This window comes from Serratia sp. CY55921 (assembly GCF_052167655.1).
Classification (GTDB): domain Bacteria; phylum Pseudomonadota; class Gammaproteobacteria; order Enterobacterales; family Enterobacteriaceae; genus Serratia; species Serratia ureilytica.
Genome location: NZ_JBJNMU010000001.1, coordinates 2,328,023 through 2,344,233 on the forward strand (window position 1 = coordinate 2,328,023; position 16,211 = coordinate 2,344,233).

The 16,211-nt window shown below is 59.5% G+C and carries 16 protein-coding genes; 8 read left to right on the forward strand and 8 right to left on the reverse strand.

All coding sequences use genetic code 11. The annotated features are described in order from the left end of the window. Positions 1 to 3: 3 nt before the first annotated feature. Positions 4 to 759, reverse strand: coding sequence for a CDP-diacylglycerol diphosphatase (locus ACJ8M3_RS11275; RefSeq protein ID WP_046686628.1), 756 nt, complete (start codon positions 757 to 759; stop codon positions 4 to 6). Between the two features lie 238 nt (positions 760 to 997). Here ACJ8M3_RS11275 and ACJ8M3_RS11280 point away from each other — a divergent pair, with 238 nt between their 5' ends. Beyond that, positions 998 to 1,798 carry an alpha/beta fold hydrolase gene (locus ACJ8M3_RS11280; protein WP_089194418.1) on the forward strand — a complete coding sequence of 267 codons (801 nt, stop codon included), beginning with the start codon at positions 998 to 1,000 and terminating at the stop codon, positions 1,796 to 1,798. A 41-nt stretch (positions 1,799 to 1,839) separates the two neighbouring features. Here the strand turns inward: ACJ8M3_RS11280 and ACJ8M3_RS11285 are convergent, their stop codons facing one another. The 3 genes from ACJ8M3_RS11285 to ACJ8M3_RS11295 are packed head-to-tail and all read right to left on the reverse strand — an operon-like array spanning position 1,840 to position 3,914. After that, a complete protein-coding gene (locus ACJ8M3_RS11285) occupies positions 1,840 to 2,442 on the reverse strand; it encodes a helix-turn-helix transcriptional regulator (protein ID WP_442514679.1) in 603 nt (200 codons plus the stop codon). Continuing rightward, positions 2,439 to 3,725, reverse strand: coding sequence for an O-antigen ligase family protein (locus tag ACJ8M3_RS11290; RefSeq protein WP_158524114.1), 1,287 nt, complete (start codon positions 3,723 to 3,725; stop codon positions 2,439 to 2,441). The genes ACJ8M3_RS11285 and ACJ8M3_RS11290 overlap by 4 nt, the downstream gene beginning before the upstream one ends. A 36-nt stretch (positions 3,726 to 3,761) precedes the next feature. Beyond that, positions 3,762 to 3,914: a hypothetical protein gene (locus ACJ8M3_RS11295; RefSeq protein WP_154582434.1), complete on the reverse strand. Its 153-nt coding sequence runs from the start codon at positions 3,912 to 3,914 to the stop codon at positions 3,762 to 3,764. 362 nt (positions 3,915 to 4,276) lie between these two features. Between ACJ8M3_RS11295 and ACJ8M3_RS11300 the strand changes: the two genes are divergently transcribed. Both ACJ8M3_RS11300 and ACJ8M3_RS11305 read left to right on the forward strand, forming a co-directional pair. Further along, positions 4,277 to 5,080: a winged helix-turn-helix domain-containing protein gene (locus ACJ8M3_RS11300; protein ID WP_089196752.1), complete on the forward strand. Its 804-nt coding sequence runs from the start codon at positions 4,277 to 4,279 to the stop codon at positions 5,078 to 5,080. Continuing rightward, positions 5,077 to 5,592 carry a hypothetical protein gene (locus ACJ8M3_RS11305; protein ID WP_033642288.1) on the forward strand — a complete coding sequence of 172 codons (516 nt, stop codon included), beginning with the start codon at positions 5,077 to 5,079 and terminating at the stop codon, positions 5,590 to 5,592. The genes ACJ8M3_RS11300 and ACJ8M3_RS11305 overlap by 4 nt, the downstream gene beginning before the upstream one ends. A 55-nt stretch (positions 5,593 to 5,647) precedes the next feature. Here the strand turns inward: ACJ8M3_RS11305 and ACJ8M3_RS11310 are convergent, their stop codons facing one another. The 3 genes from ACJ8M3_RS11310 to ACJ8M3_RS11320 all read right to left on the reverse strand — a co-directional run bounded on the left by ACJ8M3_RS11310 (position 5,648) and on the right by ACJ8M3_RS11320 (position 9,977). Continuing rightward, the gene (locus ACJ8M3_RS11310; RefSeq protein ID WP_042783918.1) at positions 5,648 to 6,571 is read right to left on the reverse strand and encodes a DUF7916 family protein; all 924 of its coding nucleotides are present in this window, start codon (positions 6,569 to 6,571) and stop codon (positions 5,648 to 5,650) included. Between the two features lie 75 nt (positions 6,572 to 6,646). Continuing rightward, entirely contained in the window at positions 6,647 to 8,944 is a 2,298-nt protein-coding gene (gene bglX, locus ACJ8M3_RS11315) for a beta-glucosidase BglX (RefSeq protein WP_089196751.1), read from the reverse strand. 112 nt (positions 8,945 to 9,056) lie between these two features. Continuing rightward, the gene (locus ACJ8M3_RS11320; protein WP_089196750.1) at positions 9,057 to 9,977 is read right to left on the reverse strand and encodes a LysR substrate-binding domain-containing protein; all 921 of its coding nucleotides are present in this window, start codon (positions 9,975 to 9,977) and stop codon (positions 9,057 to 9,059) included. 118 nt (positions 9,978 to 10,095) lie between these two features. On the opposite strand from ACJ8M3_RS11320, the gene ACJ8M3_RS11325 reads away from it, so the two are divergent. Continuing rightward, on the forward strand, positions 10,096 to 11,250 hold the full coding sequence (locus tag ACJ8M3_RS11325; protein WP_089196749.1) for a methionine aminotransferase: 1,155 nt from the start codon (positions 10,096 to 10,098) through the stop codon (positions 11,248 to 11,250). Between the two features lie 34 nt (positions 11,251 to 11,284). After that, positions 11,285 to 12,064 carry an ABC transporter substrate-binding protein gene (locus tag ACJ8M3_RS11330; RefSeq protein WP_033633826.1) on the forward strand — a complete coding sequence of 260 codons (780 nt, stop codon included), beginning with the start codon at positions 11,285 to 11,287 and terminating at the stop codon, positions 12,062 to 12,064. A gap of 34 nt (positions 12,065 to 12,098) precedes the next feature. Here the strand turns inward: ACJ8M3_RS11330 and ddlA are convergent, their stop codons facing one another. Next, positions 12,099 to 13,202 carry a D-alanine--D-alanine ligase gene (gene ddlA, locus ACJ8M3_RS11335; RefSeq protein WP_015377061.1) on the reverse strand — a complete coding sequence of 368 codons (1,104 nt, stop codon included), beginning with the start codon at positions 13,200 to 13,202 and terminating at the stop codon, positions 12,099 to 12,101. Between the two features lie 168 nt (positions 13,203 to 13,370). Here ddlA and ACJ8M3_RS11340 point away from each other — a divergent pair, with 168 nt between their 5' ends. From ACJ8M3_RS11340 to dld, 3 genes are all read left to right on the forward strand, one after another. Continuing rightward, entirely contained in the window at positions 13,371 to 13,574 is a 204-nt protein-coding gene (locus tag ACJ8M3_RS11340; RefSeq protein WP_006324220.1) for a ParD-like family protein, read from the forward strand. Beyond that, positions 13,571 to 14,365, forward strand: a complete 795-nt coding sequence (gene map, locus ACJ8M3_RS11345) for a type I methionyl aminopeptidase (RefSeq protein ID WP_033642282.1) — start codon at positions 13,571 to 13,573, stop codon at positions 14,363 to 14,365. The genes ACJ8M3_RS11340 and map overlap by 4 nt, the downstream gene beginning before the upstream one ends. Positions 14,366 to 14,491: 126 nt before the next feature. Next, entirely contained in the window at positions 14,492 to 16,198 is a 1,707-nt protein-coding gene (gene dld / locus ACJ8M3_RS11350; protein WP_089196748.1) for a D-lactate dehydrogenase, read from the forward strand. Positions 16,199 to 16,211 lie beyond the last annotated feature (13 nt).

The window sequence follows — 16,211 nt, forward strand, 5'->3', positions numbered from 1 at the left end:
AACTCAGTTCCCCGCGACCTCGCACCGGTAGTCCTGAATTTCACCGGCCGACCCCAGGTTGAGATCGGTCAACTTCAAACGGTTTGCCAACAGCAGCATCTCGCCCTGCGGGCTGATCGCCAGCGCCAGGCCGTAATTGCCGATGCTGTCGCCCTGCTCGACCACGTAGTTTTGCAACAAGCGGAAAGGATCTTCCTGGGTTAAATCGGTGCCCGCCAATTTTCTGGCCAGATATTGATGGCCGACCAATTTCACCGCCAGCGGCCGCCACTGTTGATCTAATTGCTCAGCCTGTTCCCCCAGCGCGTTATAGACATCCTGGCGCAAGCAGGCAACGTGAATATGCAACTGATTTTGAGAGCGGCCATATTTCGAATTGACCGCCAGAGAAACCCATGCGTCTTTTAACGGTTTACCCAGCTCGCTGGATATATGTTCGCGGTTATTCCAGGCCTGGGCGAAATAAGGCGGCGTTCGATCCGCTTGCAATATCGGGCTCTCGATGCCGCTGACCTTTTCGGTCGGCATCACCAGATCGTGGTAAGGGCCCTTGCTGTCCTTAAACAGCACATATCCTTCGGTTAAATCCACCTTTAAGCAGGGTGCAGGATCGTGGTTCTGCTGCTGATTGGGCACGCACTGTTGGCTGACTATCTGCCACAGCGCATTCGGATTGCCGCGCCCGAAGAACCACCACAGCACCGCCGCCAGCAGCAAAATGACAAGCAAAATAATTAATAGTCTGAAAAGTCTTTTCATCGCGACTCCCTGTTTATCTATTCCATACCGAAAGGAGCGCCAGCATAAACCAAGGCTCCGGCATCGACCAGAATATTATCCTTAATGTCACCTTTTATTGACGTCTTGTTAGCAATGGATAATTAAAAATAAGCCTCCACCTGAGTAATTTAAGGTAAATTAATACCGTGGGTTGAATATGAGTGTGATATAAGCAGCCGGGACTCTTTTTATATAAGGAACCGATAAGATGCCAACGATGGGCAAATCCCTGCATTATCTCGACGTAGGTTCAGGCTTTCCATTGCTGCTGGGCCACAGCTATCTGTTCGATCTGAATATGTGGGCGCCGCAGTTCGAAGCGCTGGCTAAACGCTACCGCCTGATCGTACCGGATCTCTGGGGCCACGGCGATTCACCGGCACTGCCACCCGGGCGAAACAGCCTGTCGGATATCGCCGCCGATCATTTGGCGCTGATGGATCATTTGGATATTGAAGAGTTCGGCATCGTCGGCCTGTCCGTCGGCGGCATGTGGGGCGCCGAACTGGCGGCGCTGGCGCCGGAGCGGGTGAAAGTGCTGGCGCTGCTGGACAGCTACCTGGGCGACGAAACTCCAGAGGCACGGCAGCGCTATATGGGCATGCTGGCCGCCGTGGAACAGGCCGGCGCCATCACGCCGCCGCTGCTGGAATATATCGCCGCGCAGTTCTATTCCGACGAAGTGCCCGCTGCGCTGTCGCAGCCGTTGCTGGCCCATCTGCAAAGCCTGCCCGCCGATCGTCTGCGCGAGAGCATCGTACCGCTGGGCCGGATGATCTTCGGTCGGCCCGACAAGCTGGCGCTGCTGGAACACATCACCGCCGCCAGCATCGTCATCACCGGCGCGCAGGATAAGCCGCGCCCGCCGGCGGAAGGCCAGCGCATGGCGGATCTTCTCGGCTGCCGACATGTGCTGATCCCCAACGCCGGGCATATCAGCAACAAGGAAAATCCGGCGGCGGTCAATGAAACGCTGCTGGCGTTTCTTGCCGAAAGCACCACGCCGCTGTTTTGGTAAGTCGCTCCGGGCCGCCAGGCCCGGACCTGCCATGCCATCGCTCAGACGACGTGGCTATCGCCATTTCCCTGACCGAACTCCCCCAGACGCAACCAGCGGTAAAGCTCCGCATCGCGCTGAAAATGCATCTTTCTCATCACCGCCCGTTTATGCGTGCTCACCGTCTTGATGCTGACCCGAAGCCGACGGGCAATGGCGGTCGGCGTCATTTCCCAACTCAGGTAACGCATCACTTGTTTTTCCTGCGGCGTCAATGGCAACGGCTGGCACCAGGCGCAACAAGAAAAACCGCAGGCGCCGCCGGTTCGGCCTTTTATCACCCGCGCTACCGTGTGCAACAGCTTTGCGACGCCTTCATTGCGGTACACCCTCCCCGCTTCCCTCAGGCACCCCGAAATGGCGCGAATGCGAGCTTCTCTGAGATCGTAAACGGCGAGATAAAGGGCGTGAGGAGCATGGGGAGGATGGCAAAAACGCGCCATGTCGCCTTTGGCGATCGCCTGGAACACAAGGTCGGCATTCAGCGGCTCGCTGCAGCGCGCCTCGATGCCACGTTCACTAAAATAGTCGCTCAACGCCCGATACGCCCCGGCGACAAAAAAGCAGTCGATATCCAGGAAGGCGATATTGATGACCGTGTTCACGCCGTTTCCCTCCGCGCGAAAACAAACCGGCAAAACCGGCCGGCATTGAGCCTGCTGCGCCCATCCAACGTAACGAGCAGCAGCGTCAAAACCGCCCATTGGATGAGCGACAGCCCGAACGGGTAGGAAAACTGCGCGCACAGCAGCAAGGGAATGCCGCTCGTCGCCAACGCGGCCTCTTCCCCGGCGGCCGGGCTGTGCAAGCGGGCGGCGATGCGCTCCCGTCGCCATGTTTGGTGCACCAGCGCCGCCACGCCCGCCAGCAGGCACAGCATGCCCGCCAACGCAACGACGCCGCCTTCTATCCACCACAGCAGGAGCTCATTATAGGGTTGCCGCGCTGCGCCTGCCCGCGCCACCGCGGGCAGCGCATGGGCCTGTAAATGCTCAAAGCCATGCTCGAATCGGCCATAGCCCCATCCTAACCAGGGCCGCTCTACCACCAGCGCCAGCGAATCAAGCAGCGTATCGCAGCACGGCGCGGCGTTCGACAAACGAACGCCGGCGTTCAATTCATCCGCCAATATCGCCAGGCAGAATCCCAATGCCGTCATCAGCAGCGCGAGCACGCAATGCAGCGGGTATCTGCGCACAAACATCAGGGTCAACAGCGCGGCACCCAATACCACGCTGAGACAAACTGTCTGCGATGCCCCCCAGCCCAGCGCGGCGGATAAACCGATCAAGAGCGGCAGCAAGAGTAAAATACGCCATCGCTCGCTATCTCGGCGCAACATGCGGAACCGAGGCAACACCGTCAGCCCCCATCCCGCCAATAATCCGCTCGCCAATAAACTGCTCGCGGCATCCGGCCAACGCCCCCCGCTGCCGGCATAGCCTGCCGCCGCCTCGGCCGGGAAGGAAAAAAGCCAAATGCCTCCCACGGCTGCGGCTAATACCAGCGTATAGATAAACGCAATACGCACGTGCTGCATGACCCGATATTGCAATAGGATAAAGTAAATAATCCAACTGCCAAACAGGCAGGCCATTCGCCCGACGGTAAGCACGCCCCACTCGGCACGAGAATAAAAAAGGGGCAGCAGCAATATCACCGCGCCCAGCGCAAAGAAAAAACACGCGGGGGTCATCCCCCACGCTTTTCGCAAAAAAAGGAGCGCGCCGCCGACGCCCAATAAAGCAAACAGCACAATCCCAATCACAAGAGAATATGGAAACGTCAGCGAGAAATAGTTCATATCATAGTGATAAATATAGCCACCCAACAAAAGCAATACGCTGACATAGACCATCACCATGAACTTTAAACATGGAATAGACATAATAATTTCATCCCAAAATATCTATCTGAAAAATCATCAGAAAAGGCTAAGCCATTTTTCAATTGCAATAAAAGAAATGCCTGTCAGCAACACCAGCCCGGTAATTATCGCCATCACAATCCCGACAGATTGAATAGCTTCAAAAAGCTTTCGCCTGTAGCGTAAAAGCGTCCAGTTTCTTTTAAACATACCTTTTCCTCTTGGCCATTCAGGCTTCAAGCAAAGAAAGCCCGCAATTTAAACGTGGATTACCGGCAAAATCCTGTCGCATTTCCCAGCGAGTTCCATAGTATCGCCGCAGCCAAAATCAAGATATATGTATTAAATTTAACCATAAAAACAGTTTTTAATTCCTAAAGATAATAAAAATAAGGAATTAAAAACCAAAACAAAGAAAACCTAATATTATAAAACTGGCGCCCCCGTACGTTTGAACTTTCGCCAAAAATTTCACAACATGAAAAAATCGCCATCATCTTGACGGGTGAAAAATAATAGATAACTCTGTCCTCGCTAAATTTCGCCGTCGCTATAAGGGCAAGCAGCACATTATGGAATACGTCATTAATCAGATGATTATTTTCTCACCTGCCGAACGCGCATTGTTCATCATCAATGAACGGGAATCTTTTATGCCGTTATCTAACCCTGCCACCCGCTTGTTGTTAGAGTTGGTTACCCATCATAAAGAGATGCTCACCCGCAGGCATTTGATGCAGCGGGTCTGGGAAGATAATGGTTTTGTGGGTTCAAACAATAATCTGAATGGTTGCATCAGTGAGATAAGAAAAGCGCTTGAGTCGTTGGCGCTGGATCCGCAAATCATTATTACCATCCCCAAACTGGGGTTCATTCTTGAAGCGGAAATTACCTCATGCGAAAACATGCGCTCACCGGACAACCAAGAAGCGGTTATTCCCACCCTGTTGACCCGGGCCGGCGCACTGTTAAAACGGCGTGGGAATATCTGCCTGGCAAATAAAGCGCCCCTTGCCGCAGCATTGATGATGATTGCGTGCTTTAGCCTCGTCTGCGCTTTATTGTGGTTCAACCGGCCGGTTCACGCGTTCAAAAACGCCAGGGTCGATTTTTTTTATCGCCATGAGCAGTGCAACGTTTTTACGTTGGAAACCGCCGCGCTGAACGATCGGCGTGAAACGCAAGCGCAAATTGCCGCTGCATTGAAAGCTGAAGCGACCGACTGCGGCACAACGCCCGCCGATCTGTTCTACACCAAAATCGCCAACCCCAATCTTCCTTTTCAGGTCACCTTCATCGCCATCTGCAATCTGGCGCAACCTGGTCAATATGGCCGGTGCCGCACGATCAAAAACACCGACGGTATGACGCCATGAACAAAAAAACACGCTTTATCGTCGGCTTGTTATTATTGATGGCACCCCTGGCAAGCCAGGTCGCCCAGCTGTCGCACCATCCTAAAACCTTACTGCGTTGCGAAGCGGAGATCACCGCGCGCAACCGCTATGGCCCAGCCATGGAGCCCGCCGCGGTTTTAAAAGCAAAGATGTATTTTTTCCTCTACCACAACGGCACTGGCTTTATCAGGCTCAATGGTTTTATCGAGCGGCAAGAAAAAACCTATGTGCTGAACCGCGAACTTCACTATGTGTATGACACCCCCGGCGATGAGGCGGCTGAAGAGGATGGCGGCGGCGATGGGTACACGCTACGATTCGCCGCCGACCGTAAACATGCCGGAGATACGGTTCCCGCCCCCCTTTGGGCGACCTTTTTGCAGTCGGAAGATCCCCGAATCTCCTACCATGTCGCCGTCGAACACGTACTCGGCAACCTGTATGTGGTCAGTACGCTTCAAAGCCCGACCTTTGTCTGCCGGCGTTATTAGGCTATGCGTTGCGAGTGTTGCCTATCGGAAGAAAAGCCCGCAAGCGGCAGCCATTTCAGCGGTTAATTGAACGCGCCATGCGGCTGTAGGTGTGGCGCACGCCGCGAATCGCCACGCTGTAGGCGAAGATGTTTTCCGGCAGCGCCAGCCCCAAATAGCCGGTATCGCCGATATGGTGCAGATCCGCGCCGGCCATTTTGCTCATCAGCGCAATCTGCCGCACGGTCTGCACGTCGGCCCCCTCTTGCGAGGTGCCGATCGCTGTCATCGCCAGCGCCCCCTGCCGCTGGGCAAAGGCGATCAGCGCCGCCACTTTCTCCTGCGACATGCCGGGAATGGTGCCCGGCGCCGGCAATAGCACGATATCCGCACCGTTCTCCACGAACAGCGCGATGTCCTGCTCGCCGATCAGTTGGCTGCCGCTTTCGCGCACAATGCCGGCGCCGTGCATTTTGCCGGTCACCAGCACCATCTCGTCGCCCACTTCATCGCGTATCGCTTTCAGCGCGGCGGCGATCGCCTGATTGCTGACGCCGTTGTTCGGGTTGCCGGTCAACACCAGCATGCGCGCGCCGAGCTGATACAGCTTACGCGCATTCTCGGCGGTGGCGGCGCGGCCCGCCGTCATCTGCCAAAAGTCGTTATGTTCGCTGGCGAAAGCCGGATCGACGGCCTCCAGGTTCACCCCGATCACCCGCCCGGTCAGTCGCTGCAGCGTGCGCAGCGCCTCCTGCGGCGGCACGTCGGCGGGCAGGCCCGCGATATGTGGACGATCGACGTCGAACAGGTTCAACAGCAGCAGGTCGGCGCCCTGGCTGGCCGCCAGTTCGGCGTTGGTGACGTTATTGAGCAGCGGCTGAGTGACCGCGATGGTTTCGCTGACCAAGATGCGCCCTTCGCTGGCGCGGATGGCGTAGAGCAGATCGGCTTTGCCGATATCGGCCAGATCGCTGGCGCTGCAGTCCAGATAGCGTTTCATGAGGCAAGCTCCGGTGACGTTAGCGGAAAGGGATGGATGCCCCCTCTCCCACCGCAGTGAAAGAGGGGGAAAAGGTTACTTCAGCGTAAAGCTTTGCGCCTGCACGTTGTCGGAATCCAGGCCGACGAACACGTTGAATTTGCCCGGCTCCGCCCCCCACTTCAGGCTGGCGTTGTAGAACTTCAGATCGTCTTCGCTAATCGGCAGCTCAACCTGCTGCGACTGGCCGGCCTTCAGCGTCACTTTCTTGAAGTTGCGCAGCTCTTTCACCGGGCGGCTGACCGACGCGGTGACGTCCTGCAGATACAGCTGCACCACCGTGGCGCCGTCGTACTTGCCGGTATTCTTCAGCGTGACGCTGGCGGTTAACTTGCCGTTGCGCGCCATCGTCGGGCTGGATAACTTCAGATCCGACAGGCTGAAGGTGGTGTAGCTCAGGCCGTAACCAAACGGATACAGCGGGCCGTTCGGCGAATCGAAGTAGCGCGAGGTGTACTTGCCCGGGTTCTCCTTGCCGAACGGCCGGCCGGTGTTCAGGTGGTTGTAGTACATCGGGATCTGGCCGACCGAGCGCGGGAAGGTCATCGGCAGCTGGCCCGACGGGTTGTAATCGCCGAACAGCACGTCCGCCACCGCGTTGCCGCCCTCGGTGCCGCTGTACCAGGTTTCCAGCATCGCGTCCGCCTGCTCGCTCTCCCAGCTCAATGCCAGCGGGCGGCCGTTCATCAGCACCAGCACCAGCGGCTTGCCGGTGGCTTTCAGCGCGGCGATCAGATCGCGTTGGCTCTGCGGGATCGTGATGTCGGCGCGGCTGGAGGCCTCGTGCGCCATGCCCTGAGATTCCCCCACCACCGCCACCACCACGTCGGCCTTGTTCGCCGCCTGCACCGCTTCGTCGATCATCTGCTGCGGCGAACGGGTATCGAACGCCACCGCCGGCTCATACTCGTTCAGATAATCGATGATGCCTTTATCCTGCGTGACGTTGGCGCCCTTGGCGTACAGAATGCGCGCCTTGTCGCCCACCGCCCGCTCCAGCCCCTCGCGCAGGGTGACCGACTGCTTGACCACCCCGGCGGCCGACCAACTGCCCATCACGTCGCGCTGGCTGTCGGCCATCGGCCCGACCAGGGCGATGGTTGCCTGCTTGCTCAGCGGCAGCGTCTGCTTATCGTTCTTCAGCAGCACCATCGTCTTGCGCGCCACCACCCGCGCTTCGGCGCGGTGCAGACGGCTTTCGGCGTTGGTGTCCTGCGGATCGGAACCCGCCGGGCCCAGATGCACATAAGGATTGGTGAACAGCCCCATGTCGTATTTGGTGTTCAGCACGTCGCGGCAGGCGCGGTCGATATCGCTTTCAGACACCAGTCCGTCCTTCACCAGACCCGGCAGGTATTTGTCGTAGAACTCGTCGCTCATGCTCATGTCGACGCCGGAGGTGATCGCCAGGCGCACCGCGTCGCGCGCGTCGGCGGCCACGCCGTGCTTAATCAGTTCCTTAATCGCGCCGTGGTCGCTGATGGTGATGCCTTTAAAGCCCCACTGCTCGCGCAGCAGATCTTTCAGCAGCCACGGGTTGGCGGTGGCCGGCACGCCGTTCACCGAGTTGAGCGACACCATCACTCCGCCGCTACCGGCGTCCACCGCCGCTTTGTAAGGCGGCAGATAGTCCTGATGCATGCGCAGCGGGCTCATGTCGACGGTGTTGTAATCGCGGCCGCCTTCGACGGCGCCGTACAATGCAAAGTGCTTGACGCTGGCCATCACCGAACCGGGTTTGGCCGGATCGCCGTTCTGGAAACCATCGACCATCACCTTGGCGATTTTCGAGACCAGCCAGGTGTCTTCGCCGAAGCCTTCGGAGACCCGGCCCCAGCGCGGATCGCGGGTGATATCGACCATCGGCGCGAAGGTCATGTTCAGGCCGTCATCGCTGGCCTCTTGCGCCGCGACCCGGGCGCTGAGCGCGATGGCCTCCAGATCGAAGCTGGCCGCCAGCCCCAGGCTGATCGGGAACACGGTGCGCTGGCCGTGCACCACGTCATAGGCGAAGAACAATGGGATTTTCAGGCGGCTGAGCTGCATCGCCTGATCCTGCATCACCCGGATATCCGGCCGGGTAACGGTATTGAAGATGGCACCGATCTGCCCTTTGCGGATCCCCTCGCGGATCGCTTCTTTCGGGTTATCCGGCCCGACGCTGATCAGCCGCAGCTGGCCAATCTTCTCTTCCAGCGTCATCTGCTTCATCAAATTGGACACGAAGGCGTCGCGCTGCTGGGCGTGAATGCCCTGCGTTATCGGCGTTTCCTGCGCAAAAACCGGGCTGAGGGCCAGACCGGACAACATACTCACCACACAAAGCCATTTCATCTTGTTTTATCTCAGGCGTGTTTCCGCCGCCAACGCCGCGGAGTTTAATCGGAGTGAAGAAACAGTTTGCCACACTCTGTTTCATCGCCAAGGGAATTCGCATCGCTAATGTTTACAAAGCATTACAGGTTATCGGCAGGTAATTCCGCAGCCGGGCGCGGCTGTCGGCGGCCTCCGTCGCCAGAAAATCGACCAGCGCGGTTAACGTCGGCGGTGCCACCGTGCGTTCAGGATAGACCAAATAATAGGCCGCGCCGCTGCTGACGCAGAGCGGGAACGGCGTTACGATGCGCTGCGCCTGAATATCCTCCTCCAGCAGGCACAGATCGCCGATGGCGATGCCGAATCCCTGCAGCGCGGCGCTCATCGCCAGATCGAGGGTATCGAAATGCTGGGCCTTGCCGGACGGCAACGCATCGGCGCCCGCCGCCTTCAGCCAGCGCAGCCAGTCGCGCCGATCGCGCGTCGGGTGCAACAGGGTTTTGTCCGTCAAGTCCGTCAACCGGGCTGCCGGCGGCAGGAACGTCGGCGTGCAGACCGGCGTGAGGATTTCGTCGAACAGCAAGTGCGCGGTCAGCTTTTTACTCGGCGGCCGGCCGAATACCACCGCGGCGTCAAACTGCTCGGTACTGAAATCCAGGCCGTGCGACACCGAGGCGGTCAGCTCGATATGCATGTCCGGCCGTTCATTTTGCAGGCGAATGATGCGCGGCAGCACCCAGCGCATGGCGCAGGTCGGGCATTTGATGCGCAGCGCCCCCGGCGGAGCGGCGGCCCGCGTCAGGGCTTCATCCAACTGCCCCAGCGCCTGCTGTACCGGCGCCAGCAGCTGCGCGCCCTGCGGCGTCAACGCCAAACCGCGCGCCTGACGGCTGAACAGCGGATAGCCCAGACGCTGTTCCAGCCCGAGAATTTGCCGGCTGACCGCCCCCTGCGTCAGGTGCAGCTGCCGGGCGGCATGGGTAAAGTTGAGGCGTTGCGCCACCACCACAAAGGTTTTCAATACGTCGAGCGACGGCAGGGATATCGGCATAGCGTGCCTCGATTAGGTATGATCGTAGTGCATGACAAGTATGACAAACTTTCCCTTGTCCGCCTACGCCGCCTGATGCTTAATCGCTCAACACTTCCCTGTTTGCCTGGAGCCCATCATGCAGAGCGCCTGCTCATCCCGCTCGAAGCTGCCGGACGTCGGCACCACCATTTTCACCGTCATTGGCCAACTCAGCGCCGAACATCAGGCCCTCAACCTGTCGCAGGGCGCACCCAACTTCGCCGGTGACCCGCAGCTGATCGAGGCAACGGCGCAAGCCATGCGCGCAGGTCATAACCAATACGCGCCGATGAGCGGCGTGGCGGCGTTACGTGCTGCTCTGGCGGAAAAAGCTGAACGATTGTATGGCGCGCGCTATGACGCCAACGAAGAAATCACGGTGATCGCCAGCGCCAGCGAAGGGCTGTACTCGGCGATCAGCGCACTGGTGCATCCCGGCGACGAGGTGATCTATTTCGAACCGGCGTTCGACAGCTATGCGCCGATCGTGCGCCTGCAGGGCGCCACGCCGGTGGCGATCAAACTGTCGCTGCAGGACTTTCGCGTCGACTGGGATGAAGTGGCCGCCGCCATCAACGGCAAAACGCGCATGATCATCGTCAACACGCCGCACAACCCGACCGGCGCAGTGTTCGACGCGCAGGATATCGACCGCCTGACCGCCCTGACCCGCGACACCGACATCGTGATCCTGTCCGACGAGGTCTACGAGCACGTGGTGTTCGACGGCGATATTCACCACAGCATGGCACGCTACCCGCAGCTGGCGGAACGCAGCGTGATCGTGTCGTCGTTCGGTAAAACCTACCACGTCACCGGCTGGCGCGTCGGCTACTGCCTGGCGCCGGCGGCGCTGATGGACGAGATCCGCAAGGTGCACCAGTTTATGGTGTTCTCCGCCGATACGCCGATGCAACACGCCTTCGCCGCCGCGCTCGCCAACCCGCAGAGCTACCTGGGGCTGGCGGCGTTTTACCAGCAAAAGCGCGATCTGCTGGCCAGCGCCCTGCAGGATTCGCGCTTTGAGCTGCTGCCCAGCCGCGGCAGCTTCTTCATGCTGGCCCGCTTTAGCGGCTTCAGTCACGAAAGCGACAATGATTTCGCCGTGCGCTTGATCCGCGAAGCGAAGGTGGCGACGATCCCGCTGTCGGCGTTCTACAGCGACAGCACCGATACCGGCCTTATTCGGCTGAGTTTTTCCAAAGATAACGAGACCCTGCTGGAAGGCGCGCGCCGCCTGAGCCAGGCGTAATTTTTTGTCCGACCATGGGAAAGGGGTACTGCCTATGAAAGCTTTGAAAACGCTGTTCGCCGCCGGATGCCTGCTGGCCGCCGGCTCTTCTCTGGCGGCGGAAAACAGCCTGCGCTTCGGTCTGGAAGCGCTGTATCCGCCGTTCGAATCCAAATCCGCCAGCGGCAAACTGGAAGGGTTCGACATTGAACTGGGCGACGCGGTGTGCGCCGCCGCGCAGTTGCAATGCAGCTGGGTGGAAACCTCGTTCGACAGCCTGATCCCGGCGCTGCAGGCGCGCAAGTTCGACGCCATCAACTCGGCGATGAACGTGACCGAACAGCGGCGCCAGGCGATCGCCTTTACCGACGCCATCTATCAGGTGCCGAACCGTCTGATCGCCAAGGCCGACAGCGGCCTGCTGCCGGACGCCAAAGCGCTGGCGGGCAAACACGTGGGCGTGCTGCAAGGCTCGATTCAGGAGATTTACGCCAAAACCCATTGGGCGCCGGCGGGCGTGGATGTGGTGTCTTACCAGGATCAGAATCAGGTGTATCTCGATCTGGCGGCCGGTCGGCTCGACGCCACGCTGGTGATGGCGCCCTCGGGGCAAAGCGGCTTCCTGTCACAGCCGGACGGCAAAGGCTTCGCCTTCGTCGGCGAGGCGGTGCGCGACGACAAGATCCTCGGTGAAGGCATCGCCTTCGGCCTGCGCAAAGGAGATGAGGCGCTGAAGAAGAAACTGGATGCCGCCATCGCCAAAGTGAAACAACAAGGCACGGTGACGGCGCTGTCGAAGAAGTATTTCGGCGATATCGACGTGACGGTGAAGTGATGGACGGGGGCGGCACCGCCGCCCCCTGCCGCGTTTAGCGATCGAACACCGAACTGTTCAGCGCGCGATCCTGCTGGTGGCGCTCCAGCGCCAATTCGATCAGGCGCGTGATCAGCGCCTGGTAGCTGACGCCGCTGGCGGCCCACAGCTTGGGATACATGCTGATGTTGGTGAAGCCCGGCAGCGTGTTAATCTCGTTGATCACCACCTGGTTATCCGGCGTCAGGAACACATCCACCCGCGCCAACCCGAAGCACTCCAGCGCGCGGAACGCCTTCAGCGCCACCTCACGGATGTGGTCGCTCACTTCCGGTGCGATCGCCGCCGGCACCACCACCTGAGCGCCCTGCTCATTGATGTATTTGGTGTCGTAGGAGTAGAAAGCGTCGCTCAGCACGATCTCGCCGCACACGCTGGCCTGCGGATCGTCGTTCCCCAGCACCGCGCACTCGATCTCGCGGCCGACGATCGCCGACTCCACCAGTACTTTATGATCGAAACTGAAGGCCAGTGCCACCGCCGCGTCAAACTCGGCGCGGTTCTCCACCTTGCTGACCCCGACCGACGAGCCCTGGTTGGCCGGCTTGACGAACAGCGGCAGGCCGAGGCGCTCGCTCAGTTGCTCAAACGTGAACCCGGCGCGGTTGGCGCGCGTCAGGGTGACGAACGGCGCCACCGCCAGCCCGGCGTCGCGCAGCAGGCGCTTGGTCACGTCTTTGTCCATGCTGACCGCCGAACCGAGCACGCCGGCGCCGACGAACGGCATATTGGCCATGCGCAGCAGCCCCTGCAGCGAGCCGTCCTCCCCCAACGTGCCGTGCACGATCGGGAAGATGACGTCGAGCTGGCCCAGCGCGCCGGCGCTGCCCGCTTCGATCAGCTGCTGTTTTTCCTGGCCCGGGATCAGCGCAACGTTCTTGTTCGAGCGGTTCAGCGCGATCAGCGCCGGGTTCTCGGCGTTGAGCAGGTAGTTGGAGGCGTCGTTGATGTGCCACTGCCCCTGTTTGTCGATCCCCAGCAGCGTGACGTCAAACTTCTCTTTGTCGATTGCATCCACAATGTTTTTGGCCGACTGCAGCGACACCTCATGCTCCGCCGATTTACCGCCAAAAATCACCCCAACACGTAGTTTAGTCACGCCTTAAATCCTTCTGAAAAATCATGGCAAAAAAGTCGTTCATCACAATAAACGCATTGCCTGGCGGCGGCAATCGTTGTTGCCAGAATCTTCTTACGCCACAGAATGCCACATCGCGACCATCCAAAGCGTATACACTTCGTATATCGTTCATTTATGGAGACGCCGATGGGCATCGTAAAAATTTCGGACGCGCTGCATGACGATCTGCGCCTCGCCAGCCTGACCATGACGCGTTCGATCAACGCGCAGGCCGAGTACTGGATCAAGATCGGCATGCTGGCGGAGTTCCATCCGGAACTGACCTACCCGCAACTGGTAAAAAAAATGATGAAAGATAATGCGCTGACGCTGAAGGAGATTGTCGGGTGAAACAGATTGTGATTAAAACGCCGGAAGAGATTGCCAAAATGCGCCATTCCGGCGCTCTGCTGGCTAAAGTGTTTGCTATGCTCGATGAGGTCATCGTCGAAGGCATCTCCACCATGGAGATTAACGACCGCGCCGAGGCGTTTATCGTCGAAGAACTGAAGTCGCGCCCGGCCAGCAAGGGGCAGTATGATTTCCCCTATGTGCTCAACACCTCCGTAGACGACGTGGTGTGCCACGGGGTGCCGTCGGCCAGCAAAATCCTGCGTTCCGGCATGATTGTCAACGTGGACATCACGCTGGAAAACGGCGGCTACATCGCCGACTCCAGCAAGATGTACTGCATCGGCCAGGTGACGCCGCTGGCTAAACGGTTGGTGAACAACGTCTATGAATCGATGTGGCAGGGCATTCGCGCGGTGAAACCGGGCGCGACCCTGGGGGATATCGGCCACGCCATCCAGCGCCACGCCGAGCAGGCCGGCTACAGCATCGTGCGGGAGTATTGCGGCCACGGCATCGGCCGCGACATGCACGAAGAGCCGGCGGTGCTGCACTACGGCCAACCCGGCAGCGGCATGGCGCTGCAGGAAGGCATGGTGTTCACCATCGAGCCGATGATCAATCAGGGTGACCGCCGCATCAAGCAGAAGAAAGACGGCTGGACGGTGGTGACGCGCGACAAAAAACTGTCGGCGCAGTGGGAACACACCGTAGCGGTCACCGCCGACGGCGTGGAAATCCTGACGCTGCGCGACGAAGAGCGTCGGGCCGGTTACGCCGAACGCTACTAAATCCTCAAGCCATTAGCTTAATAAGCTAATTGCTTGATAAGTTATTTAATTGATAGCCTCTTAGCTAACTGCGCGGCACTCCGGCGCCGCGGTTAAAGCGACGGGGATGACAGGGAGACAGGCAGCATGCAGTCAGGCAATCAGGCGTTTCTCAACCAGCTTAAGGACATCGTCGGCGGCCCGCAGTTATTGACCGGCGATCGCAACACCGAACGGTATCGCAAAGGGTTCCGCTCCGGCGAAGGCCAGGCGCTGGCGGTGGTGTTTCCCACTAGCCTGCTGCAGCTGTGGCGCATTCTGCAGGCCTGCGTGGCCGCCGATAAAATCGTCATCATGCAGGCCGCCAACACCGGCCTGACCGAGGGCTCAACCCCCAGCGGCAACGACTATGATCGCGATATCGTCATCGTCAGCACCCTGCGCCTCGACCATATTCAGGTGCTGGACAACGGCAAGCAGGTGGTCGGCTTCCCCGGCAGCACCCTGCACCACCTCGAGAAATTGCTCAAGCCCTACGGCCGTGAACCGCATTCGGTGATCGGCTCTTCCTGCATCGGCGCCTCGGTTATCGGCGGCGTGTGCAACAACTCCGGCGGCTCGCTGGTGAAACGCGGCCCGGCCTATACCGAAATGGCGCTGTACGCCCAGTTAGGGGAAGACGGCCAGCTGCGCCTGGTCAACCATCTGGGCATCCGGCTTGGCGACACGCCGGAAGAGATCCTCACCCGGCTGGAAAAAGGCGACTATCGCCCGAGCGACGTCGAATACGGCGAGCTGCGCGCCTCGGATAACGAGTACGCCAGCCGGGTGCGCGACGTCGACGCCAACACCCCTTCCCGCTTCAACGCCGACAAACGCCGCCTGTACGAAGCCTCCGGCTGCGCCGGCAAACTGGCGGTGTTCGCGGTGCGGCTCGACACCTTCGAGAAAGAGGGCAAAGAGCAGGTGTTCTATATCGGCACCAACGACACCGCGGTGCTGACCGAACTGCGCCGCCACATGCTGAGCAAATTCGAAAACCTGCCGGTGGCCGGTGAATACATGCACCGCGATATCTTCGACATCGCCGAGGTGTACGGCAAAGACACCTTCATGATGATCGACAAGCTCGGCACCGATCAGATGCCGCGCTTCTTCACCCTGAAGGGCCGAATGGACGCCAGCCTCAACAAGCTGCCGCTGCTGCCGCACAACCTGACCGATCGGCTGATGCAGGGCCTGAGCCATCTGGCGCCGAGCCACCTGCCGAAACGCATGAAGGAATACCGCGAACGTTTCGAACACCATCTGCTGCTGAAGATGGCCGGCCCCGGCGTGGAAGAGGCCCAGCGCTACCTGACCGACTATTTCGCCCAGGCCGAAGGTGCCTTCTTCGCCTGCACGCCTGACGAGGGCAAAAAGGCTTTCCTGCACCGCTTCGCCGCCGCCGGCGCCGCCGTGCGCTACCACGCGGTGCACGCCGACAAGGTGGAGGATATTCTGGCGCTGGACATCGCCCTGCGCCGCAACGACACCGACTGGTTCGAAACGCTGCCGCCGGAAATCGACAGTCAGTTGGTGCATAAGCTGTATTACGGCCACTTTATGTGCCACGTCTTCCACCAGGACTACGTGGTGAAAAAAGGCGTGGACAGCCATGCACTGAAAGAAAAGATGCTCGAGATCCTCAACCGGCGCGGCGCCGAGTACCCGGCGGAGCATAACGTCGGCCACCTGTACCACGCCAAACCGGATCTGCAAGCGTTCTACCGCACCGCCGATCCGACCAACAGCTTCAACCCCGGCATCGGCAAAACCAGCAAACGCAAAGGCTGGGCCGAAGCCCCCCGCTAAACGCCGCACGATT

Excerpts from the sequence above, each read along its gene's own strand:
- ACJ8M3_RS11275 (WP_046686628.1), bottom strand. The coding sequence starts at position 759 with ATGAAAAGACTTTTCAGACTATTAATTATTTTGCTTGTCATTTTGCTG.
- ACJ8M3_RS11280 (WP_089194418.1), top strand. The coding sequence starts at position 998 with ATGGGCAAATCCCTGCATTATCTCGACGTAGGTTCAGGCTTTCCATTG.
- ACJ8M3_RS11290 (WP_158524114.1), bottom strand. The coding sequence starts at position 3,725 with ATGTCTATTCCATGTTTAAAGTTCATGGTGATGGTCTATGTCAGCGTA.
- ACJ8M3_RS11295 (WP_154582434.1), bottom strand. The coding sequence starts at position 3,914 with ATGTTTAAAAGAAACTGGACGCTTTTACGCTACAGGCGAAAGCTTTTT.
- ACJ8M3_RS11300 (WP_089196752.1), top strand. The coding sequence starts at position 4,277 with ATGGAATACGTCATTAATCAGATGATTATTTTCTCACCTGCCGAACGC.
- ACJ8M3_RS11305 (WP_033642288.1), top strand. The coding sequence starts at position 5,077 with ATGAACAAAAAAACACGCTTTATCGTCGGCTTGTTATTATTGATGGCA.
- ACJ8M3_RS11310 (WP_042783918.1), bottom strand. The coding sequence starts at position 6,571 with ATGAAACGCTATCTGGACTGCAGCGCCAGCGATCTGGCCGATATCGGC.
- bglX (WP_089196751.1), bottom strand. The coding sequence starts at position 8,944 with ATGAAATGGCTTTGTGTGGTGAGTATGTTGTCCGGTCTGGCCCTCAGC.
- ACJ8M3_RS11320 (WP_089196750.1), bottom strand. The coding sequence starts at position 9,977 with ATGCCGATATCCCTGCCGTCGCTCGACGTATTGAAAACCTTTGTGGTG.
- ACJ8M3_RS11325 (WP_089196749.1), top strand. The coding sequence starts at position 10,096 with ATGCAGAGCGCCTGCTCATCCCGCTCGAAGCTGCCGGACGTCGGCACC.
- ACJ8M3_RS11330 (WP_033633826.1), top strand. The coding sequence starts at position 11,285 with ATGAAAGCTTTGAAAACGCTGTTCGCCGCCGGATGCCTGCTGGCCGCC.
- ACJ8M3_RS11340 (WP_006324220.1), top strand. The coding sequence starts at position 13,371 with ATGGGCATCGTAAAAATTTCGGACGCGCTGCATGACGATCTGCGCCTC.
- dld (WP_089196748.1), top strand. The coding sequence starts at position 14,492 with ATGCAGTCAGGCAATCAGGCGTTTCTCAACCAGCTTAAGGACATCGTC.